Source organism: Neobacillus sp. OS1-32 (genome assembly GCF_030915425.1).
GTDB classification, from domain to species: domain Bacteria; phylum Bacillota; class Bacilli; order Bacillales; family Cytobacillaceae; genus Neobacillus; species Neobacillus paridis.
Genome location: NZ_CP133263.1, coordinates 1,565,769 through 1,589,223 on the forward strand (window position 1 = coordinate 1,565,769; position 23,455 = coordinate 1,589,223).

The following is a 23,455-nucleotide window of genomic DNA, read 5'->3' on the forward strand; positions in this document are numbered from 1 at the left end:
AATCATATACCAAATCATATACGATTTCAATAAAATTATTCAAAAAATCATATATGATTTTTATTTACTTTGAGTTTTTTAATCATATCCATAATTCATTGAAACCATTAAAAGGAGCCACTATTTTGGGGCTCCCTGTAGAAACTGCCTATGCTTTTTCATACCGTTTAATGGATTCAATCGGAAGCAGTTGACCAGTAAGAATGTCTTCAACTGGGACCGCTTCTTTTTTCCAGCTGTCAGGCGGGAGTGCTCCCCAGAATGTCGCCCTTTGTGGATTATCCAAATGCCACTTGATTGGTTTCCAATCAGGATCATTGGTAAAATAATCACCTGTATATAATTCAATTCTATTGCCGTCCGGGTCTCTTAGGTAGACAAAAAAGGCATTTGAAGTCCCATGTCTTCCCGGTGACCGCTCTATGTTAGCATAATAGCCTAATGAAGCAATATGATCACATGCATCTAAAATTGCTTTCGCGTCATCCAGCCAAAATCCCGTATGATGGTAGCGCGGGCCTTTTTCGCTGATAAGTGCAAGGTCATGAACGCTGGGTTTTCTATGCATCCATGCAGCCCAGATATTTTCCTCTTTCCCATGTCCGTTTACGGTAAATTCAGATGTTTTAAAGCCTAAGTGATTACTATACCAATCATACAGTTCTCCGATATTTGTAACTAAACAATTTGCATGATCAATCCGCTTAATTTTAACGTTGCCCTGGAGGTGATATTTTTGCAGCATCCGATCCGCTTTTTCCATTTCAAAGAAAAATTCAACGGGGATGCCTCCTGGATCCTGAATTCTAAGTGCGCGACCTTGTCCCCACTCTTCACTTGGGGCGACCCAGCGTTTATTCACGCCTAATTCAGTGAATAATTCATCCAGCATATCCAGATCTTGATCCTGGCTTACTCGGTAGGCAATATGTTTTAAACTGGCCTGGTTTCCTTTTGTTAAGACCAGACAATGGTGATTTGCATCCTCTAAAGCTCTTAAATAAATATGATTTTTATCCGACTCAGTTTCTATTAAGCCTAAACCTTCACAGTAAAACTCCCGCGACTGCTCTAAATCAGTCACCGTAATTTCAGCATGGTGCAAACGCACAATATCAAAATTTTTTCTTATCATTTTGATACACCCTTTCAATATGAAAATTTATTACTTTTAGAAAGAAGGATAGAACATGACCGGGAAGATACCAAAGTTATGGACTAAATCTTTTATTTTCATCGTTTTTACTACTTTTCTTTTTTTCTTCGACTTACATATGTTAAACGCAGGGTTTCCGATATTTATAACCCAAATGAAGAGTAGCCCAATACTGGGTGGAACGATGACGACTGCCTTTATGTTTGCTGCGATCGTTACCCGCCCATTTATAAGCGTATTCCTGCCAAAGCTTGAAATAAAGAAATCTATTATCTATACTTTAATAGGGATTTTTGGATGTATTTCTTTCAGTATAAATAACTATTCCATTCCCATTTTGATTTCCTTAAGAGTTTTACCAGGCATCGGCTTCGGGATAATTACTACATTACTGGCTACATTAGCTACTACCATTATTCCAAAGAAACGGCTTGGTGAGGGTATTGGTTTTTTTGGTATGGCTACCAGCTTGGGAGCCAGTCTTGCTCCAGCAGCGACAATTGCTATTTTTCATTCGTTTTCATTTCTGTACGTTCTATTATTTTCACTCATTGTCGAACTTTTGATTTTCGGATGCTTCCTATCTATGCAAACAAAGCCTTCATATACCCTAATGCCGGAAACCGTTCCAATTTCTAGAAAAGAAGCCATGATTGATTATATTTTTGATAAAAAGATATTGCTGCCATCCATTTTAGTTTTTTTCTATGCATAACATTTGGTGGAGTTTTTAATTTCATCGACGGTCTTGGTAAAGAATCCGGACTTGGTACAAAAATCTCTTTGTTCTTTCTTGTTTTTATGGTGATGATGATTATCATTAGACCTATTTCTGGCATTGTGTTTGATCGCTTGGGGCATAAAATTTTAGTTTTTCCAGCATGCTTATTTGGAATAGCTGCACTGTTACTTTTAGGAATAACAAACAATGTCACGATATTATTACTTTCCGCTTTTTTTTACGGACTTTCATATGGAGTTTTGCAACCGACCTTACAATCATGGGCGGTAAGTCAAGCCGGTCCGAATAATAAAGGAACGGCTAATGCCATGATTCTAACAGGAATGGATTTGGGTATGGCTTTAGGGTCACCGTTACTCGGATGGATTGCCGGTAAAGCGGGGTACAGTGCAATGTTCGGATATTCTTCCTTATTCCTTCTATTGCTTCTACTGGTTTACATATTTCATAGTTTTCAGTCAAAAAATATGATATCGATAGAGAAACAAAAGAAATATTTGTAGGAAAGTCCACGGCAAGACTTAACAAAACGTCTTCCTTTTTTTGTTCCTCTTAAATAATTAACTCATCGTAATCTAAATATTTGCCCATATCAAAAACTTCCTTTTGTTTTCCAAAAATTTTTTCAAGCCAAATGACTTTTACCCGTTTTTGATGGGCATTGATAAAACAATTTGATACATGTACTAATAATGAAACATAGTTATTTATTAGCGAGATTTGGTGGCAGATACCCCAATATCGTTTTCCTTCTAATTCTACGATCACTTTATACACACTAGGTGAAGGAGACCTGTATTGATCAATCAAAATTTTTAAGAACTGATGGTTTTTGTAATAGATGGAGGACTGTTGTACCTGCCCGCTTACCACATAATAATCGCCAAGAAAATGAGGAATTGTTTGGACGTTTCCTAGGGAAAGTAATTCTCGAATTGCCGTGGAACTTATTTTCTTACCTTCGTATTCCAGTTTTGAAACCATTGTTACCGAAAAATTACCTTTACCGTAGTTTGTTAACATTTCTATATCCCCTTTTCCCATTCGCCCATAATGGTAATCAAATCCAGCAACAACATGCCTGCATTTGACCCCAATAATATAATGTTCAACAAACTCTTCGGGTGAAAGGGATGAAAAGTAAGGATCAAATTGGACAACAAACAACTTTTCAACCCCCATCTCAAGAAAACGCTCTTCTTTGCTGACCATTGGCGTTAAATATCTCATCTTCAGCTTTGGATTAATAATCTCACGAGGATGCGGAAAAAAGGTCATTACGGCAAAGATGATTTGATTACGTTCAGCAATTTCCTTCGTTGTTTGCAATAATTTCTGGTGTGCCTTATGAACTCCATCAAAAAATCCTAATGCAAGGGCACATGGTGCCATTTGGTTCTTCAAAGTTTCCGAAATAGGATGCTGAATATGAATGATTTCCATCCCTTTCACCTCCTCTTAATTAATGTCAACCAGTTTGGCTATTTCACAATATTTCCCTTCATAAAATGTTAACGGATCTCCATCGCGAAGAACAAGATCCGTTACTTCACCGACAAATAGTGTATGATCCCCTTCAACATGTTGGCTATATACTTTGCAGCTAATGTTCGCTAACGATTCCCTAATGACCGGCAGCTCTCCCAAGCGGTCAAATTCAATCTCTCGTTTTTCTTTGATTTGTCCGGCAAACAGCATAGAAATTTCCTTCTGATCCTCCGACAATATATTGACAGCGAATTTTTTTGAGGCATTGATTTTACCCAGCATCTTTGCATTTTCACTAATGGAGATTAATACCAATCTTGGATTTAAGGAGACTGACATAAATGCATTGGCAGTCATACCATGAACTTCTCCATCTAATTCTGTCGTAACAATCGTTACTCCTGTTACGTATTTCCCCATAGCATTTCTAAACATACGATCATCCATTATTAAAAAAGCCTCCATTAAAAATTTTTAGATAAAATAGGGACTTCTTCATTTCATTATGGGCAATATCTTTTCAATTACGTGTCCCTACTATTCTCGTATTTTTTAGAGCTTAATCTCAGAGTCTTGTGTCAACTCGGATCTATTTAAAAAATCCTTTATACGGTCGACATACCCCTGTTTCGGATAACCATTGTATAAATTGCTTGCCATTCTTACTGGATCCCCAAAGAAGAAACGCTCATAAAGTGTTTGTCTTGATCCGAATGCACTCATACAAACATCCCATGCAAGACGGAAAAGTCTTACGCGGTTATAGGCATCACCATTTGCTGCTTGTAAATACTTATCCAAGTCAGGACGGATTTCAGAATTAAAATCGGCTTCATTTGGAATCGCCATCAAGCCACTAGCCCCCAATAGCTGCATAATTTCACTAAATCTTGGATAAATCTTAGGGAAATAGTGGCGTGCAATATTCAATGGAGTAAAGTCAGGTGTCATCACTCCCCATTTGTCAACCTTTGCATTTGCTTCTGCAGCAATCACATATGCTTTCATCGTTTCTAAGGTAATAATTACTTCAGACATCTTTTCTTGGACATGTTGAAATTGTCCAATATTAATGGTCTCAACCAGTGACTGCAGAATTCCAAGAACAAATTCCGTTTTCATGATGTTTTTAGACACAACCTGGTGGGTCATATGAACGACAGCATTACTTTCATTGTAGGCCTGGTTGCACACTCCCACATCACCCAAAGCAAAAACGCGATTCCAAGGTACAACGACATCATTAAATACGACAATCGCATCTATTTCCTCAAAACGTGATCCGAGCGGATGATCAAAATTGGACTTCCCATAATCAAAAGATTCACGACAGATAAATTTTAAACCTGGAGTATTATTTGGAATGGCAAATGCATAGGCATAGGGATTCTCCTCTTCTACTTGCTTTAATAAGGTCGATGGAAATACCATGATTTCATTTGTCATTCCGCCTTGTGTTGCTAAAAGTCTGGCTCCGCGAATGACAACCCCTTCAGATGTCTTTTTAACAATTCTTGCTGCAATATATGGATCAGACAATTGTGCAGAATTAACTGCCCGGTTCACTTGCGGCTGTATTAAGGTATGAGTTAAAGAAATGTCATTTTCCCGGCAATATTCATAGTATTCCTGCATATTTTTTGCATAAAACGGGTCCTGTTTCCCGAACATTTCTGATGCATTTCCATAGGCCATAATTCCTGTGTTAATATAGTCAGGCGAACGTCCCATCATCCCCCCATTAAATTTTGCCCATTCTTGAATCATTTTCCGTCGTTTCTCCAAGTCTTCTTTAGTACTTGGTGTAATATAGGATGTACCAACCGGGTCACCTGAGGTTGGCGATGTATACGTCATATAATCCTTCTTGTCGGGATCGTGTTGCATATCGTACAATTCAGCCTGTGACTTCATTACTCCTTTAAAAGCTGGATGCTCTGATATCTTTCCTTTTATTTGCTCCCCATCAATCCAAATGTTTGCTTGAGCTTGGTCTACTCTTTCAATATACTGTTTTCCTGTTTTTGCTGGCATTCTTTCCATTTCTCCTTTCAAATCTTTTTTTAAGCAGTTATGACCATTAGTAATTAGTAATGATATTCAAAAAGTAAAAATGTAACCGCTTAAATTATAGAATAATCTGAATTTTGCTTACAATATTACTTTAACATGTGTTATCATATATGAAAAATACAAAAAAAATTGGTTTAACATACGAAAAACATATATATAATGGAAAAGGAGGAATATAATTGGATCTAAAACAGCTTCGTTATTTCTCAACCATTGCCCAAGAAGGGCAAATCACGCGAGCGGCCAAAAAACTACATATGGCTCAGCCACCCTTAAGTCAGCAGTTAAAATTGTTAGAACAAGAACTTGGCGTTACTTTATTGGAACGTAATGGGAAAACTATTGAATTAACTGAAGCCGGAAAAATATTATTTGAAAAATCCCAAGATCTTTTACAACGATTTGAAGACACTGTTTCCGAAGTTAAAGAAGTTGGAGATGGTTTGAAAGGGCTTTTATCAATTGGTTCAGTAAAAACTTGCTTTTCTTTTATACCAGAAAGGATTAAATTTTTTCGAGAACGTTACCCATTAGTGACTATTAGGCTACATGAAGGAGATTCTTCTCTCTTAGCGAGCTATGTAAGAAACCGGGACGTAGAACTTGCTATTGTTCGTCTTCCATTAGACCTTAATGATTTTTCGGTGCTTTCACTTCCAAAAGATCGTTTTGTTTTAGTTATACCAGAGACCTGGTCAAATGTTAAAAAAATGAAATTGGAGGAGATAGCTGATTTGCCATTAATGCTTTTACATCGGATAAAAGGGGTTGGATTGTTTGAACTGGTAATCAATCGTTTTAGAAGTCGCGATTTGATTCCAAATGTTGTTTGTCAATGTCCCGATGCTGCAATGCTTCTTTCGTTAGTTAGAGCGGAGGTTGGTGCTGCCATTCTCCCTAAATACACTTTGCTTTCATTTCCAACAAATCAATTAAAAGTCATAGAAATTGAGGACAGTGCCATTGAATCAGAATCAGCAGTTATATGGCTTAAGGATCGTTATCTGTCAAAAAGTGCACTCCGCTTTATAGAGACATTTCAAAAGCAGTTATCTGAAGATGAGCAGACTTAAAAATTGAACAAATCTGTTTAATCGTAAAATGGGCTAGGGATAATTCCTGGCTCCACTTTTCCATACATGAAAAAAACTAGGAAGCAAAAACCTCCTAGTTATCATTATTCTTCTTCACCGCCGACAAGGAAATCCGGGTTTAGTTCTTCGAATTCTTCATCGTCAACATCCATTCCCCAATCTTCTTCCTCTTCTTTACAGCCATCCGGATTGACACGAACACAAACCTTTGTCTCTCCGATGACTTCGACGAGGAACTCCCTTTCTACATGGACGATAATTCTGTTGCCGTTCGGGGAAATAACCGCTTCGCAGGTATTGGGCTGCTGCAGTACTTTAGCGACAATTTCGTTATCATCCAGGCTATCGTTGTCACGATACTTTAACTTAATGACATCGGTATATTGAACACGTTCGGTAACAACCTCTGTTTTGGTATTATCATTAAAAGAGTACCAAACGTTGATGTCATAGGAGCCATGGATCTCTACTGTTTTGCCAACTTTTTTCGCGTTGTATTTATGGTTGATAACCCAACAGCCAAGTATGCTCGATGGATTATGTGCCGGGCTAATCGTATGATTGGACTGAGTATATTTACGTCCTTTCGCGACTACGGCCTTCGCAAATATCTCTCTGTATTCTCCCATTTCGCGCGAACCTCCTCATTTCTGTTTCATTTCATCCTATGCGAATGTCTAGACTAGTGTGAGTTGATTTTTTTCTAAATACTGGCTAAAAGTTTAGTCAAGACATTTTATGCAGGATAAATAGAGGTGTTCCGCTTCATCATTAGGCAGAATATGCTGGGAGATGAAAATAAACCAGGCTTTTAACAGCCTGGTTTACATGATTAATGTTCGTGGTCACAATCTCCGTGACCGTCACATGAACCGCCGCTTTTGATGCTAGCGCCAGTTTCGCCGCGCAAGACGTCGCCACCGGTAGAAATAATGATTTCGTCCGTTACCGTATTGGAAATGGTTGAAGCAATGAGTTGCAGCAGTTCATTGACTTCAAGCTGTGATTGCTTAAATTCCTGAACAATGGGGATCTCATCCAATTCCTTTTCAATTTCCGCAATTTTTTCCTCAACCTTTTTTAAAGCTTCCAGTTTGCCGTAATGCTGAAGATTGACTGCTTGTTTTTGCAGTCCTTTGATATCAGCAATTAATGTTTTCACCTTTGGATTTTCATGAATATGGGCTTCTGCTCGCTTAAAAAAGTCCACTTCATCCGTTTCCGCAATCATTCGTGCTAATTCCGCAGCACGAGCGACGATATCGTCTTTTGTATATTTCGCCACCTTATTTCACCTCAGCTGGTTCTATTTCTTCTACCATTTCTCCATTTAAAGACCAGGTTTTCGCTTCTGTAATTTTCACCTTGACAATTTTGCCAATTGCTGATTTAGGTCCGATAAAGTTTACTAGCTTGTTTTTCGTTGTGTAACCTGCAAGGACATCCGGATTGTTCTTGCTTTCCCCATCAACCAAGACTTCAACAATTTGACCCTCGTATTTTTTCATTGCTTCAGCAGAAAGCTCATTCACGAGGTTATTTAGACGCTGTAAGCGTTCCTTCTTGACTTCCATCGGAACATTGTCTTCCATTTTCGCCGCTGGTGTTCCTTCCCTAGGGGAATAAATAAACGTATACGCTGTTTCATAGCCGACTTCCCGATAAAGTGAAAGCGTCTCTTCAAATTGTTCGTCGGTTTCGTTTGGATAACCGACGATAATGTCCGTTGTTAAGGCAACATCCGGAATCGCGGCTTTGATTTTTCTGACAAGCTCTAAATATTGTTCTCTTGTATATTTTCGAGCCATAATTTTCAAGACTTCTGTTGAGCCTGATTGTACTGGCAGATGAATATGATTCATCAAGTTTCCACCCTTTGCAAGAACTTCAATCAGACGGTCATCAAAGTCGCGTGGATGGCTTGTTGTAAACCGCACCCGAGGAATATCGATTTTCCGGATTTCATCCATTAAATCACCAAGACCATATTGAATATCTTCAAAGTCTTTCCCGTAAGCATTTACGTTTTGACCTAGAAGTGTTATTTCCTTATAACCCTGAGCCGCCAGTTGACGGACCTCCTGGATAATTTCCTCTGGACGGCGGCTGCGCTCTTTTCCGCGTGTATAAGGAACGATACAATACGTACAGAATTTATCACAGCCATACATAATATTTACCCATGCCTTAATATGACCGCGGCGTTCTTTTGGAAGGTTTTCAATAACGTCCCCTTCCTTAGACCATACTTCCACCACCATTTCCTTAGACATGTAAGCTTCATTTAAAATGTATGGCAGACGGTGGATATTATGGGTTCCAAAAATCATATCAACATGTTGGTATGTTTTTAAAATTTTGGTAACAACAGATTCTTCCTGTGACATACAGCCACAGACACCAAGTAATAAGTCTGGGTTCTCCATTTTTAATGCCTTTAAATGACCCAATTCACCAAAAACTTTATTCTCGGCATTTTCTCGAATGGCACATGTGTTAAGCAGGATAACATTGGCATCCTCAGTCCGATCTGTAGGTTCATATCCCAATGCCAAAAAGATGCCAGCCATAACTTCCGTATCATGCTCATTCATTTGGCAGCCATACGTACGAATATAGAATTTCCGTCCCTTTCCCAAGCCTTTAAATTCTTCGGGGATTACAAAATCATTATGGTATTGAACTTCTTCTTTACCGCGTTTTTTAGCATCTTTTAATGAAGGCGCTGTAATGATTTTGGTAAAATACTTGCTATAATCCTTAGCGGATTTTTTGTCCGAAGAATTAGCCGTATTTACTTGCTGACTTTCTAAACGTTGTTTTTCATTCATGTATGAAAAAACTCCTTTCTTTGCAAAATAACCATTAACACAAACTTTTCATAAGCAACGTGAAAAAGGCACATCTGCACATTATAATAGTATAAAGGTTTCATTGCTTGAAAACAATAGAAAATCCCGGGACCATATCATCCCGGGACTCTCAGTATAGATAATATTACATAAATTCTGCCACTAATTTATCAAAGTGTTCTTGGTTAAGGCTTAGGTCTGCTTTTGCTAATGGAGCTTCAGAGTATCCATGAACTAACTCTTGATAAGAAGGATGCTCTTTATTTTGGTAGATAAGCCCTGTTACCAAGCCATTATGCTTCATCAATGTTTGCATGGCCATTTCACGGTTTGCGGGGTCATAGCCTTCAATATCACTTAATTTCGTTAAGTTTTCTTTAAACCAATCATACGTGTTGACTTTATTATAAGTAACACATGGACTAAACACGTTGATTAAAGAGAAACCTTTATGTTTAATCCCCGCTTCGATCAAAGCTACAAGTTCTTTTAGATCAGTTGAAAAACCTTGGGCAACAAACGTTGCTCCGGCAGTTAGCGCCATTTCCATCGGATGAACAGCTTGTTCGATGGAACCCATTGGTGTAGATTTTGTTTTAAAACCTACTGCTGAACGTGGCGATGTTTGCCCCTTTGTTAAGCCATAAATTTGGTTATCCATTACGATATAAGTAATATCGATGTTACGGCGGATGGAATGAATCGTATGAGCCATACCAATAGCATAACCATCACCATCACCGCCGGATGCAATAACGGTCAAATCACGATTGGCCATTTTTACTCCCTGAGCAATTGGCAGAGAACGACCATGGATTCCATGGAAGCCGTAAGAATTAATATATCCTGAAATACGACCGGAACAGCCAATACCAGAAATGACAGCCAAGTTTTCCGGTTCCAAGCCGACATTCGCCGCTGCCCGTTGAATCGCTGCCTGTACAGAGAAGTCCCCACAGCCAGGACACCAGTTAGGTTTTACATCATTTCGAAAATCTTTAAAAGTGGCCATTTAGAACAACTCCTTACATTTTGAATGTACTTCATGAGGCAGGAATGGATTGCCATCGTATTTAACAAATTTCGTAATTTTATCGGCATAGCCTACATTCATTTTTAAAATATTGGCCAATTGACCTGTAGCATTATTTTCAACTACCAGTACCTTCTTCGCAGAACGAACAAGCGGAAGCAATTCGTCTGTTGGGAATGGGTGAATTAAACGGACATGAGCATGGTTTACTTTCAATCCATCCTTTGCAAGCCGATCCATCGCTTCTTCAATAGCACCTCGAGTAGAGTTAAAACCAACGATTAATAAATCAGCCTCTTCATGTGGTGCATTTTTATATACAGGTGTTTTGAAATGAATATTTTCAATTTTACGTAACCGTTTATCCATTTGCTGAATCCGGTTTGCTGCCGATTCAGAAGGTTTACCAGTTTCCGCGTGTTCAACCCCGGTAACATGGTGAATACCGTTCTTCATCCCAGGGATAGTACGTGGTGAAATGCCATCCTCTGTTACTTCATAGCGTTTAAAGTAACCTTTGTTTGGAATCTCTGGAAGTTCTTCTGTCACGAGTTTACCGCGGCGAATTTCTACTTTGGAAAAATCAAGCGGTTCCACCGTTTGTTTACCAAGAGACAATTGTAAATCAGATAGAACAATAACAGGGCATTGATATTCCTCGGCAAGGTTAAAGGCTTCAGCAGTATCATAGAATGCCTCTTCAACCGTGCTTGGAGCAATCACGATTTTTGGAATTTCACCATGAGTGCTGTAAATCATTGCCATAAGGTCAGATTGTTCTTGCTTTGTCGGCAGACCAGTAGAAGGACCACCTCTTTGCGTATCAACAATGACAATCGGCACTTCGGTTATACCAGCAAGACCAATTGCTTCCGTTTTTAATGATAGTCCAGGGCCTGATGAAGCTGTCAGGGCACGAACGCCGCCGTAAGCAGCACCAATAGTCATCGTACATGCGGCAATTTCGTCCTCCGTTTGGATAACCGCACCGCCGAGTGCCGGTAATTTTTTGATTAAATATTCCATAATATCAGATGCTGGTGTAATCGGATAGGCAGCCATGAAACGGCAGCCGCCGGCAAGTGCGCCTAACGCGATGGCATCGTTGCCAATCATAAACATACGGTGTTTACCGTCTGCTTTTTCAAGCTGCATGGTTGGAACCTTACCATCCATTTTCTCTTTCGTATAGCTGAAACCAGCATTAATCGCATCCATGTTCTTGGCAACAACCTGATCCCCTTTTTTGCCAAAAATCTCACGAACTACTTCTTCAAATACGTGAATATCTAAATCCAAAATAGCTGAAGTAGCACCAATCGCTACCATGTTTTTCATTAATGAAGTTCCTAATTCTGTTGCAATTTCCGTAAATGGAACGGCATATAATGAGCTTTGCGTGTCTTCAGGTTTTTTCGGATTAAATTTTGCATCTGCAAGAATAACCCCATTGCTATGTAGCTCTTTGTAGTTTAAATCAATAGTTTCCTGGTCGAATGCCACAAGGATATCAAGGTCATCAGAAATAGAACGAACTTGTGTCGTACTTACTCTGATCTTGTTGTTGGTATGACCGCCTTTAATACGTGATGAAAAGTGACGATAACCATACAAGTAATATCCCAGGCGATTCAGTGCAATTGCAAAGATTTCCCCCGTACTTTCAATACCTTCCCCTTGTTGTCCGCCAACTTTCCATGAAAGTTGATTGATCATTAGTTACACCCCTTTGGATATGTAAAAAATAAGTAGCTTGAATCATGTATTAGAGTAGCACATTTCCGAGCAATTCGCTAAAAATTAACATAACATTGTTAAAAATAGAGAATTTACTAGAATTAAGGCCACCTCTAAACGCTTTCAATTCTAGACCTATGTTAAAAAAAATGCAACCCTTCTGCCTGAAATATTGTCTAAAATATGAATATTTTTTTATAATTTTAAATCAGCACTTTGGTTTGCGAGATTTTTAGCCTAAACAAATGGGAGAAACCTATATTCTTAAATATTTTCCCCTTCATTTTTATAGCAAATAATCCCTTCATTTTAAAACAGAAAGTTTTATTGTAGAATAATATTTTTTCGTGCAACTCGATTATTTTCCAAAATGAAAACTCGCCGACTGACGAGTCCTTAAGGATGAAGACAGAGGCGTAGTTGAATTTATGCGACATAAGAAATTATAAAATTCGGAAAAATTTTATAATTTCTTATTAACTAAAAAAGGGAGGAACCTAACCATGCATGAAAAAAACCTGCTTGTTATAAACAACCAGGCAGCCATTTTTAAATTTTTGCGTCGTGTTCTTCGCTTGGATTTTATTGTTTTTAGCGTGGCTCTACAATTAACTTTATAGCTGTGCGTTCTTCCCCGTCAATTAAAATATCGGTAAATGCCGGGACACAAATTAAATCAACTCCGCTAGGTGCTACAAATCCTCGAGCAATGGCTACTGCCTTTACGGCTTGATTCAATGCACCCGCGCCAATTGCCTGTATTTCTGCCGCACCTCTTTCACGCAGAACTCCGGCAAGTGCACCAGCTACAGAATTAGGATTAGATTTTGCTGAAACTTTTAATATTTCCATTCCTAGCTCCCCCTTGTAAAATCCCGATTCCGCATGAGCAGTATCATGAACAAATCAGGTATATATCATTCCACTCCTACTATATTCAAGAGACAATAGACATATTCCGGCTTGGACAAAAAAAGGCGTCAGACGACTATGTTTGTTTCTTACATAGTGGCTGACACCTCTATTATGAATAAAACGGATGATCATCATTAATCAGAATTGGTTCAATCTTTTTAGCAAGGCCTGTTTTGGAATCCAATTCTATCGTTACAGCGCTTAATTGGTTTCTGCCGCCAGTAGGCACCTCAAAGCGGACTGGAAGACTGGTAAGGAATCGTTTTAATACTGCAGACCTCTCCATCCCGAGAATGCCATCATACGGCCCTGTCATCCCGACATCTGTGAGATAAGCGGTTCCACCTGGCAAAATCCGATGATCTGCCGTTTGAACATGTGTATGCGTCCCGACGACCGCGGACACTTTACCATCAAGATACCAGCCGAGAGCCTGTTTTTCACTCGTGACTTCAGCATGAAAGTCAACAAAGATAAAAGGGGTCCTTTCCTTGGCAATTGAAATCAGTTCGTCCGCCTTCTGAAATGGACAATCGATTGGATTCATAAAGGTACGGCCTTGTAAATTAATGATCGCTACCTCGACTTGATTCATTTTGATAAAAACAAGTCCCTTTCCTGGTGTACTTTTAGGAAAGTTTGCCGGCCGGACTAAATACTTTGCGTCATCAATAAACTCAAAAATTTCCCGGTTGTCCCACGCATGATTCCCAAGCGTTATCGCTTGTGCACCTTGTTCGAGAAACTGACGGTAAATTTTTTTAGTAATTCCCCTTCCTCCTGCAGCATTTTCTCCATTTATAATGGTTATCTGCGGGCTATATTTTTCCTTTAATTTAGGTAAATACTCTTTTACCATATCCCTTCCTGATGATCCGACAACGTCGCCGATAAATAGTAAGTTCATCTATATACCCTTTCATTAATAAAATTAAGTTTGTTCGCATCGATCATTAGAAATAACGAAAGCGGTGCAGATGCACCGCTTATTTTGCGTATTCTACAGCTCGGGTTTCACGAATTACTGTCACTTTAATATGGCCTGGATAATCCAGTTCATCTTCAATACGCTTGCGAATATCACGTGCCAAGCGATGTGCCGCCAAATCATCAATAGCATCCGGTCTGACGATAATCCGGATTTCACGACCTGCTTGGATGGCATAGGATTTTTCCACACCCTCATAGGATTCCGAAATCTCTTCAAGTCTCTCAAGCCGGCGGATATAGTTTTCCAGCGTCTCACTTCGTGCGCCTGGTCTGGCAGCTGATAAAGCATCAGCAGCGGCAACTAACACAGCAATGATCGAAGTTGGCGCAGTATCGCCATGATGTGAGGCAATACTATTGATAACCACTGGGTGCTCCTTGTATTTTGTGGCAAGTTCCACTCCAATTTCTACGTGGCTGCCCTCTACCTCGTGGTCAATCGCTTTACCGATGTCATGGAGCAAGCCGGCACGTCTTGCCAGCATTTCATCCTGACCGAGCTCAGCAGCAAGCAAGCCTGAAAGCTGGGCGACTTCCATCGAGTGTTTTAAGACATTTTGACCATAACTTGTACGGAATTTTAACCGCCCCAATATCTTGATCAAATCTGGATGAAGGCCATGAACACCTACTTCAAAGGTGGTTTGTTCTCCCACTTCCCGAATATACTCATCCACTTCCCGGCGGGATTTTTCGACCATTTCCTCAATTCGCGCTGGGTGAATACGTCCGTCCTGAACAAGCTTTTCAAGTGCTAATCTGGCTGTTTCACGCCGAATAGGATCAAAGCCTGAAAGAATAACAGCTTCAGGGGTATCATCGATAATCAAATCAATCCCAGTTAAAGTTTCAAGGGTACGAATATTTCTGCCTTCACGTCCAATGATTCGTCCCTTCATCTCATCATTTGGAAGATTGACGACCGATACAGTCGTTTCCGCAACATGGTCAGCAGCGCAACGTTGGATTGCAAGCGATAGGATTTCTTTCGCTTTTTTGTCAGCTTCCTCTTTCGCACGATTTTCGCTTTCCTTAATCATCATCGCAGTTTCATAAGAAAGTTCTTTTTCCATCCGGTCTAAGATGATCGTTTTCGCTTCTTCGCGCGTTAAGCCCGAAATTCGTTCGAGTTCAGTTTGTTGTGTACTTACCAACTCGTCCACTTTGCTTTCCATCTCTTCAATATGCTGTTGTCTTTGGTTTAGAGAATCATCCTTCTTTTCTAAAAGATTTTCACGCTTGTTTAACGTTTCCTCTTTTCGATCTAAATTCTCTTCTCTTTGCAGTAAACGATTTTCTTGTTTTTGCATTTCAGTTCTTCGTTCACGAACCTCACGTTCTGCTTCAGTCCGAAGCTTGTGAATTTCATCCTTTGCTTCAAGCAAAGCTTCTTTCTTTAAAGCATCAGCATCACGTTTCGCATCTTCAATAATCTGTTCAGCAGCATTTTTTGCACCCGTAACTTTTGCTTCAGCAATGGATTTATGAACAAAATAGCCAACAACGGCACCGACGATAAGGCCAAGCAAAATGGAGATGATTGTAAATGGTTCCATCGTTACACCTCCTCTTGCTATGAACTTTTGATACAATTTTTTAAGTGTCGGCATGTACATTGTTTAGACTCAACATACAGCAAGCACTAAGGCTTTTCGCAATTGTAATATTACCAAAAATGTAAAATATACAATCTAATTGTAAAGGTGTACATATTCATTGTCAAGGTTTACTCCTGTTGGCACTTTGAAATATTTTGAAATTAGTATAATAAGTATGTATTGATTATTCATAACCACGTATAAATATTTATTATAAACAAAGAGCAAAACCACCTTGGGCTTTGCTCTTGCAGGTTAATCCAGTAATTCAAATTGTTCGTCATCATTGCTTTCGACGATGGTCTTTTCACTATCTAAACCATAATGCTCACGGATTTTCTGCTGGATTTCCATACGAATATCAGGATTTTCTTTTAGATAAAGCTTCGCATTTTCGCGGCCTTGTCCCAATCTTTCATCATTATAGGAATACCATGCGCCGCTTTTTTGAATAATATCCAATTCAGCACCAATATCAATAATTTCGCCTTCCTTAGATATTCCTTCTCCATACATAATATCCACTTCCGCAGTACGGAATGGCGGTGCCACCTTATTTTTGACGACTTTGATTTTTGTCTTGTTCCCCACCATGTCATTGCCTTGCTTTAATGTTTCCGCACGGCGGACTTCAAGGCGAATCGTCGAGTAGTCGAGTAGGGAGCCACCGCCTTGCCTTCTTTCGAAAGCAGGTTTGTGTCACCCTCTCGCAGAACCGTACGTGATGCTTTCACATCATACGGCTCCCCGTTTTACCTGTATCTAGAATGCCAAATCGTTATTCTTAGACTCTGATGCTTGCATTTTCTTGTGCTGGTCCAGCTTGCCTGAATGCAGTTTTCTGTGGCAGTTATTTTTTGACCCATCCGCACAAAGTACCAGTGTTTTACGATTTCTGTAAATGTGCATTAACTCCCAGAACTTTTTGTTCTTTTTATTCTTAATGTTTTTTAATTTTCTAATGTGGTGGACTTCAAACGGCCCTTTATCGTCCCCACACCATTCACACTTGTTCGCCCGCATACGCTGGACAATTTCTGTTCTGGCGTAATTGGTTACTATGTGTTTTTCATTAATGACATTAATATTGGAGTCTACATTTTCCAGTTCTTTTACAACTATAATATCTCTATAAGGGAACAATTCCGCAAAAGCAATATACTCCTTATCATCTTTACCGTTTTTTATGAAGTGCACTCCCCAATTTCCATTGTCATTCACATATGCTTTCACTTTAGTTCCATTGAATTCCATATATTTATTCCGAAGTTTACTGACTTTTGTTTTATGTTTCCCTGCAAGGGTTTTTGCAAAACTTTGACTAAACAGTTGATGAACAGAACCTAGTTTTTCTTTGACATCAAAGGCAAGTTTGTAATATTGGTATAATCCGCCAAACTCTGAGTTATACTGCCTAAGGATTTCTAAAGGGCTGTTTACTAACAGGTAAGGTCTGTGGATTGCTTTCCATCTACCGTCGTTAGTGATTTTAATCATCCTTTTATCGACTAAAAAATCCTTAATCTTATCGTGTGGCAAAGAGAGCTTGATGTTTTTTGAGTCAACCCTCTTTTTAACCATACGTCCACTATTTTTTGTCAGAGCCACTTTTCCTTCGTGTCTAGTTCCTACGAAGATATCGTATCCAAGAAATCTAACTTTCTTAGAGTTATGTGTGATCAGCGTTTTTTCTTCACTCAGGTCAAGACTAAGTTCTTCTTTTAGAAATTCACCTAGTCTTTCCTTAATCATTTTGGCGTCTTCTTTCGTACCAATGATACTAATGAGGAAGTCATCCGCGTATCTTACATATTTCAATCTTCGATAGTTTTCATCGAATTCATCCATTGCCGGTAGTTTTCTCATTTTCAGTTGAAGCTCTCTAATTTCTTTGGTTTCTTTCTCGCGTTCTTCAGGTGTTAACTCCTTTAGTTCTCTGCGGACTTTGTATATGATTTTTGACAAATACTTATAGTGTCTATCTTTTTCGGCTATTTGTCCTTGGAGGTGGGTTAAGCGATACTCGTTCCGCTCTTGAAGAAGCTTTTCAAGTTTTTCTTCTAATGCCTCTTTTTCTTCCAGAGTCAGCATTTTTAGCTTTTTCCGTCTGGCATAAATCTTATCAGCGATAAGTTTATATTCGTTGTTCGCTCTTCGTTGTCGCTTTGTAGTGTTATATTCCAAGGAAATTTGCTTTACCTTTTTATCAAGTTCATTCAGGTAAATGTTGGCCAGGATAGGCGATACAATCCCTCCTTGTGGAGTTCCTGCATACGTTTTGTGTAATTGTCTTTCATATACATAGCCAGCCTTGAGAAATTTCCTTACCAATCTTAAGAATTTCTCATCCATAATTCTTTTCCGTAAGAGTTCAATCATTTTGTTGTGGTTGATATTATCGAAGAAGCCTTTTATGTCTCCCTCGATCCACCATTTGGTTCCTGTGAACTGTTGTTTTACTTGATACAGTGCTGTGTGACAACTTCTATTTGGTCTGTAACCATGTGAGGTGTCTTCAAACACTGGTTCGTAAATGACCTCGAGAATAAAAACCATAACTTGTTGAACAAGTTTGTCGTAGAAGGCAGGTATGCCGAGCGGTCTTTTCTTTTTTGGGTCATTTTTCTTAGGGATTTCAACTCTTCTTACGGGTTCGGGTTCGTATGATTCATTCTTGATTGCTTCTATTAGAGTTTCAACATGTTTCAGTGAGAAGCCGTCAATTGTTTTGCTGTCAGTTCCTTCGGTCATATTTCCTTCTTTGGAGTAGATTTTTGCATATGCTGCTTCATAGAATTCGATATTATAGAAGTGTTTGATTAACTTATCGAAACGATATGTTTCGTCCTTGGCTCTAGATTCCAGTATCTGTAATACTTGTAATGGATTTCTCAAGGTCTCTCACCTTTTCCTTTCATTTCTTACAGATGTGTAAAACTGCTGTCCTTCGCCAGCACCCTCTCTATCTTTTAAGCGTCATTTACCACCGGTTTAAGGGGGAATGATTTATATTAATTTCCCCGTGGTCTGACATTGTAGATCAAGATGGTGTCATACATCCTTCGATGTATGTGTGGGCGGCTTTCCCGCTTCCGTATTTACGGCAATCCCTGTTAATTCAGGTTCCTCAGACTACTATGACAGCTCCGTAACCATATTGGGTATTCAGTTTCAGATAAACATAGCTAGTTTTCTCTAGCATCCCAACTTAGGTCATCCCGATGTCTCATATATTCGATAATTTAGCGATTTCTACTTAGGTTCCCGTTCGACACTATATCCCTTATAGGATTGCTCACGACTTCATTCCGTCTAACCAAACGCAAAATTCTAATACGCTGGCGTAGTCGTGTACCCTCCTGTGATAGCCTTTCGTAAGGAGGATAGCTGCGCTTACTAGCCGCAGTGTCTAGGTTTAAAGCAGTGTAGCCTTGACCATATAGAAATCTTTTTCATTTAGACATTCAGTTGCAGATTTGAAAGGCTAATCTGACTTATGCCGTTACCAGCAGGCGATACTCCCCCTTAGGTTTCCCTTTGGGATAAGCTGGTTGATGATACGAGAGACGGTTCTCGCAGTCTTTTGCAGACAATCGAAATATATGCCTCATCGGCACACAAACTTCAGCGCGCGACCCCCAGGAGTTGTCTCGGGATTTCCGAACATAACCCCTACTTTTTCCCTAATTTGGTTTATAAAGACAGCAATTGTTTTCGATTTGTTGATAGCACCTGATAGTTTACGAAGAGCTTGGGACATCAAGCGTGCTTGAAGACCAACATGGGAGTCTCCCATTTCACCTTCAATTTCAGCTTTTGGTACTAATGCTGCGACAGAGTCAATGACAATGATATCAACAGCACCACTTCGTACAAGCGCTTCAGCAATTTCAAGCGCCTGTTCACCAGTATCAGGCTGGGAAAGTAATAATTCATCAATGTTAACACCTAATTTTTGCGCATATGCCGGGTCCAAGGCATGCTCAGCGTCGATAAACGCGGCTTGTCCACCGATAGCCTGCACTTCAGCAATGGCATGAAGGGCTACGGTGGTTTTACCAGATGATTCAGGCAGTATTGTTATCACAAGGCTTTTTATCCTTGCTTCTGGAGGTCACCCTCATTATTACACGCTCTGGTGTTTTACGTGTAACTACAGCTGGTCATTTCCAGCTCAGCTCAGCGTACATATTCTCCCTCAGCTTAAACCTGTTAGGGAAGGGACACTCTTGCCAAGATTATATTCTACTTAATTGTAGGTTCACTTGGTACGCGTTACGGTGCTGGATGCTTTTTACTTCACCCAGTTACCTCGGAATTTTCTCTTATATAGAGATGTCTTCCGATTTTGCCCCTTTCATTCTATTGGTCTCCCAACAAGCGGGCGATCTTTCGTTTTACATTTGGAAAGTCGTTCTTCACATCATTTAGATATAGGAGAGACTTTCCATTAAATAAACGAATCATTCACCATAAATTTCAATTATTCTTCCCCGAGGATATCCCCCGACTCCGAGTGCTGCGTCAAGTGCCAGGGAGCCGCTTGGTACGGTTGAAATTTTTGTATCCGTCTTTTCTCCCATTTTCATAATGGAACCTTTACCGAATTGTTTTTCTATTTGTTTTAGCGCCATTTCTAACGCGGCCTTACGGTCACTCACAAATAGACCTCCTTTATAAAAAATTTATTTGATTGCTGGAATCTATGAAAATGAAACCTATTATTAATATACCTTTTTTCGTGCCATTTGTCGAGTAAAAATACGAACATTCATTCGAATCGTTTGCCGTAGGTTTTAATGGAAAAACAGCCATATTTCACAACTTCTTGCAGCTATCGCAAAGATTTTTCCTTAAAAACCGCTTTTTCACTTATTATCAGACAATTCAATAAAAAATCACAGAACACTAATCAAGTATTCTGTGATTCCTGCAATCTCTTTATTAAAAAATAACAGCCATATTTAACGGTCCGAATTCGATTGGCTTCCCTTGGACCCCCAAGGGTAATTTTTTCTACAACTGTCGGCCTGCCTTTAATCGACATGCCAATATAAACTGTCCCGACCGGTTTTCCTTCCAATGGATCTGGACCGGCAACTCCTGTAAAACTTATGCCAATGTCCGTACCAAAAATTCTCGCGGCATTCTCCGCTAATTCCTGAGCACATTGTTCGCTGACAGCGCCGTACTTTTCTAACGTCTCCTGCTTAACCTGTACAACCTGCTGCTTGATTTCATTTGCGTAACAAACAACTCCGCCCTTAAAAATCGAGCTGGCACCGGAAATTGAAGTAATTTCCTGTTGGAATAAGCCGCCCGTTAAACTTTCCGCAGCTGTAATCGTCAGTCTTTTCTTCTTTAACACTTTTGTCAATTCCTCCAAGAGTGAGGAATTGTTGTACCCATATAAAAACTCCCCTGCCCGCAGCTTGATTTTGTCTTCGGCTTCATCAAGCATGGACAATGCCACAGCTTCATCGGTATGTTTAGCGGTCAGCCTTAAGGTCACTTCACCATCGCCAGCAAGCGGGGCAATGGTCGGATTACTTTGGTTATCGATCAGATCAATAATTGCTGTTTCCAATGCAGATTCACCAATTCCAAAAAAGCGCAACACACGTGACACAATTTTATGATTGGACTCTACTTCTGCGGAAAGCACCTTGCTCCCATATTGCAAAAACATCGGTTCCAGTTCCTTTGGCGGCCCAGGAAGAAGCATATAAACATGCTGTCCCTTTTTCAATACCATTCCAGGTGCCATGCCATGATCATTTGGAAGAACTCTTGAACCCTCTATTACCAACGCTTGCTTTCGGTTATTTTCGGTCATTTGACGGTTTGTCCGTTTAAAGAAAAGCTCGATCCCAGATAATGCCGCTTCATCCATTACAAGCCGTTTTCCAAGAATGACGGGCAATCGTTTCCTTGGTTAAATCGTCTTTGGTCGGTCCGAGCCCGCCGGTAAAAATGATGATACTGGCCCGCTGTTCAGCAATTTCAATTGCCGACTCCAGCCTGTTGGCGTTATCTCCAACAACAGTATGAAAAAATACATCAATTCCTAGCCCGGCTAACTGTTGAGACAAAAATCTGGCATTCGTATTGACGATTTGTCCCAGCAGCAGTTCCGAACCCACTGCGATAATTTCAGCATTCATTCCCATTCCCCCTTGTCTAAATAGGCTTATATTGAATTTTTAAATACATGGGTGTTTTTCGCAAAATAATCCCAGCCGGACCAAATTGTAAAAAATAAGGCCACCCATAATGCTAAAATATCAAAACGGAATGGGATAAGCGCAAAAATAATATTATGTAATAAACTTGCCGAAATCGCGATAATTTGCGTCCAGGTTTTAATTTTCCCCAGCATATTAGCGGCCACAACCTCGCCTTCACCTGCGAGCAGTAAGCGAAGACCTGTGACAGCAAATTCCCGGCTAATAATAATGATGACAATCCATGATGGCGCATAAACATCATTTAGTTCAACTAAAACAATTAATGCCGACGCGACAAGCAGTTTATCTGCCAGCGGGTCCAGAAATTTCCCCATATTCGTTACCAGGTTATGTTTACGGGCATAATGACCGTCAATCCAATCGGTTGTCGAAGCGATTATAAAAATTAATGCACCGACAAAATGGGTAACGGGAATATCTGCCCCCAGCAAGTGGATTCCCCCCCAATGAAAGGGAACAAGCATTACAATTAAAAATAAAGGGATTAATAAAATTCTTGAAACGGTTATTCTGTTTGGTATATTCATTTGATTTCCTCCTAAAGCACACAAGAAACTCCGTGTGCTTTAACACATTGATAAGAAAGTGAAAAATAGCCATCAGCAGATGACTATTCGTTCTTCGGAACATATTGGATCGTAATGTTCTGCTGAACTATTTTAGCCGGATCCACTGCATACTCAAGCTTTTGGTCATTGATAAAGATTTCTGTATTAACAGCATTGCCGACAATAATATAGGCACTGCTTTCTCCTGTTAAATCAACAGTTTTACTTCCAGCTTGCTCAGTTTGTAACATCCCAGAATAAAAGGTTTTCCCTTTGCCGTTAGTAATGCTTACCCAGGTCTTCCCCTTGGAAACCAGTTTTACAACAAATTGATCAGCATTTTTCAACTCAAAGGTTGTCCTCTTGCCTTGACTGTTTACAACTGAAAGTTGTTGCTGAGTTTCCGCTGGAGTAGTGGTCGTTTCCTCCTTAGAGCCTTCATTATCACCATTATCTTGATTCTTATTTTGCGGCTCCGCTTTTTCAGTCGTCTTGGCCTGATTAAGGTTATTTTCTACCTTTACCTGTTCATTTTTATTGTTGTTTGATTCTTTTGCATCGTTACCAGCAAAATAGGGTAAAAAATAATACAAGATCCCCATTACACCAATAATAAAAACCCCAATAAGAACTTTGGGCAGGACATCAAATATTTTTGAATTCCCTTCTGTAATGGACTTATGGGTATTTACACGTGAAAGCTGCTGCGGCAATTCTTCATTAAAAGATGCCGGGATCTCACTCTTATAGGTCTCAAAGATTTCTTCAGGATTAAGTCCCAATGCCTCTGCATACTGCTTAATAAAGGCCCTGACATAGAAATTTCCGGGCATACTCGAGTAATTGCCCTCTTCAATTCCAATTAAATATCGTTTTTGAATTTTTGTGATCGATTGCAAATCATCTAAACTTAAATTTTTGGCTAAACGGGCTTCTTTTAATCGATTCCCTAATTCAGTCACTAACAAACACCTTCCAATT

General features: G+C 39.6%; 19 protein-coding genes and 3 pseudogenes. 3 read left to right on the plus strand and 19 right to left on the minus strand.

The window, feature by feature from the left end; translation table 11 throughout:
• Nucleotides 1-148: 148 nt before the first annotated feature.
• Nucleotides 149-1,135: a 3,4-dihydroxyphenylacetate 2,3-dioxygenase gene (gene hpaD / locus RCG24_RS07945; protein ID WP_308078839.1), complete on the minus strand. Its 987-nt coding sequence runs from the start codon at nucleotides 1,133-1,135 to the stop codon at nucleotides 149-151.
• A gap of 55 nt (nucleotides 1,136-1,190) precedes the next feature.
• Between hpaD and RCG24_RS07950 the strand changes: the two genes are divergently transcribed.
• Both RCG24_RS07950 and RCG24_RS07955 read left to right on the plus strand, forming a co-directional pair.
• Nucleotides 1,191-1,871 carry an MFS transporter gene (locus RCG24_RS07950; protein WP_308078840.1) on the plus strand — a complete coding sequence of 227 codons (681 nt, stop codon included), beginning with the start codon at nucleotides 1,191-1,193 and terminating at the stop codon, nucleotides 1,869-1,871.
• A 23-nt stretch (nucleotides 1,872-1,894) separates the two neighbouring features.
• Entirely contained in the window at nucleotides 1,895-2,401 is a 507-nt protein-coding gene (locus RCG24_RS07955; RefSeq protein ID WP_308079139.1) for an MFS transporter, read from the plus strand.
• 49 nt (nucleotides 2,402-2,450) lie between these two features.
• Here the strand turns inward: RCG24_RS07955 and RCG24_RS07960 are convergent, their stop codons facing one another.
• From RCG24_RS07960 to hpaB, 3 genes are all read right to left on the minus strand, one after another.
• Nucleotides 2,451-3,341: a cytidyltransferase gene (locus tag RCG24_RS07960; RefSeq protein WP_308078841.1), complete on the minus strand. Its 891-nt coding sequence runs from the start codon at nucleotides 3,339-3,341 to the stop codon at nucleotides 2,451-2,453.
• Nucleotides 3,342-3,356: 15 nt separating this feature from the next.
• Entirely contained in the window at nucleotides 3,357-3,833 is a 477-nt protein-coding gene (locus RCG24_RS07965; RefSeq protein WP_308078842.1) for a flavin reductase family protein, read from the minus strand.
• A gap of 105 nt (nucleotides 3,834-3,938) precedes the next feature.
• On the minus strand, nucleotides 3,939-5,420 hold the full coding sequence (hpaB, locus tag RCG24_RS07970; protein WP_308078843.1) for a 4-hydroxyphenylacetate 3-monooxygenase, oxygenase component: 1,482 nt from the start codon (nucleotides 5,418-5,420) through the stop codon (nucleotides 3,939-3,941).
• Between the two features lie 218 nt (nucleotides 5,421-5,638).
• Here hpaB and RCG24_RS07975 point away from each other — a divergent pair, with 218 nt between their 5' ends.
• Entirely contained in the window at nucleotides 5,639-6,532 is an 894-nt protein-coding gene (locus RCG24_RS07975; RefSeq protein WP_308078844.1) for a LysR family transcriptional regulator, read from the plus strand.
• A 104-nt stretch (nucleotides 6,533-6,636) separates the two neighbouring features.
• Here RCG24_RS07975 and RCG24_RS07980 read toward each other — a convergent pair whose 3' ends face one another.
• The 15 genes and pseudogenes from RCG24_RS07980 to RCG24_RS08050 form a co-directional block, all read right to left on the minus strand.
• Nucleotides 6,637-7,182: an outer spore coat protein CotE gene (locus RCG24_RS07980; RefSeq protein ID WP_202653969.1), complete on the minus strand. Its 546-nt coding sequence runs from the start codon at nucleotides 7,180-7,182 to the stop codon at nucleotides 6,637-6,639.
• A gap of 203 nt (nucleotides 7,183-7,385) precedes the next feature.
• The gene (locus RCG24_RS07985; protein ID WP_202653968.1) at nucleotides 7,386-7,838 is read right to left on the minus strand and encodes a YlbF/YmcA family competence regulator; all 453 of its coding nucleotides are present in this window, start codon (nucleotides 7,836-7,838) and stop codon (nucleotides 7,386-7,388) included.
• A gap of 1 nt (nucleotide 7,839) precedes the next feature.
• Nucleotides 7,840-9,384, minus strand: a complete 1,545-nt coding sequence (gene miaB, locus RCG24_RS07990; protein WP_202653967.1) for a tRNA (N6-isopentenyl adenosine(37)-C2)-methylthiotransferase MiaB — start codon at nucleotides 9,382-9,384, stop codon at nucleotides 7,840-7,842.
• Nucleotides 9,385-9,550: 166 nt separating this feature from the next.
• A complete protein-coding gene (locus RCG24_RS07995) occupies nucleotides 9,551-10,417 on the minus strand; it encodes a 2-oxoacid:ferredoxin oxidoreductase subunit beta (protein ID WP_202653966.1) in 867 nt (288 codons plus the stop codon).
• On the minus strand, nucleotides 10,418-12,154 hold the full coding sequence (locus tag RCG24_RS08000; protein ID WP_202653965.1) for a 2-oxoacid:acceptor oxidoreductase subunit alpha: 1,737 nt from the start codon (nucleotides 12,152-12,154) through the stop codon (nucleotides 10,418-10,420).
• Nucleotides 12,155-12,766: 612 nt separating this feature from the next.
• Complete coding sequence (gene spoVS / locus RCG24_RS08005) at nucleotides 12,767-13,027, minus strand: stage V sporulation protein SpoVS (RefSeq protein ID WP_038541258.1); 261 nt, start codon at nucleotides 13,025-13,027, stop codon at nucleotides 12,767-12,769.
• A gap of 172 nt (nucleotides 13,028-13,199) precedes the next feature.
• Nucleotides 13,200-13,997 carry a TIGR00282 family metallophosphoesterase gene (locus tag RCG24_RS08010; RefSeq protein ID WP_202653964.1) on the minus strand — a complete coding sequence of 266 codons (798 nt, stop codon included), beginning with the start codon at nucleotides 13,995-13,997 and terminating at the stop codon, nucleotides 13,200-13,202.
• Between the two features lie 79 nt (nucleotides 13,998-14,076).
• A complete protein-coding gene (rny, locus tag RCG24_RS08015) occupies nucleotides 14,077-15,636 on the minus strand; it encodes a ribonuclease Y (RefSeq protein ID WP_202653963.1) in 1,560 nt (519 codons plus the stop codon).
• A 297-nt stretch (nucleotides 15,637-15,933) separates the two neighbouring features.
• A pseudogene (locus tag RCG24_RS08020) lies at nucleotides 15,934-16,350 on the minus strand (DNA recombination/repair protein RecA); the annotation flags it as partial.
• A gap of 90 nt (nucleotides 16,351-16,440) precedes the next feature.
• On the minus strand, nucleotides 16,441-18,573 hold the full coding sequence (locus RCG24_RS08025; RefSeq protein ID WP_202653962.1) for a reverse transcriptase/maturase family protein: 2,133 nt from the start codon (nucleotides 18,571-18,573) through the stop codon (nucleotides 16,441-16,443).
• A 724-nt stretch (nucleotides 18,574-19,297) separates the two neighbouring features.
• Nucleotides 19,298-19,750, minus strand: a pseudogene (locus tag RCG24_RS08030) (DNA recombination/repair protein RecA); the annotation flags it as partial.
• Between the two features lie 391 nt (nucleotides 19,751-20,141).
• A complete protein-coding gene (locus tag RCG24_RS08035) occupies nucleotides 20,142-20,339 on the minus strand; it encodes a hypothetical protein (protein WP_374049136.1) in 198 nt (65 codons plus the stop codon).
• A gap of 251 nt (nucleotides 20,340-20,590) precedes the next feature.
• Nucleotides 20,591-21,842, minus strand: a pseudogene (locus RCG24_RS08040) (competence/damage-inducible protein A).
• A gap of 26 nt (nucleotides 21,843-21,868) precedes the next feature.
• Nucleotides 21,869-22,453, minus strand: coding sequence for a CDP-diacylglycerol--glycerol-3-phosphate 3-phosphatidyltransferase (gene pgsA / locus RCG24_RS08045; protein WP_202653960.1), 585 nt, complete (start codon nucleotides 22,451-22,453; stop codon nucleotides 21,869-21,871).
• Between the two features lie 83 nt (nucleotides 22,454-22,536).
• Entirely contained in the window at nucleotides 22,537-23,436 is a 900-nt protein-coding gene (locus RCG24_RS08050) for a helix-turn-helix domain-containing protein (RefSeq protein ID WP_202653959.1), read from the minus strand.
• Nucleotides 23,437-23,455 lie beyond the last annotated feature (19 nt).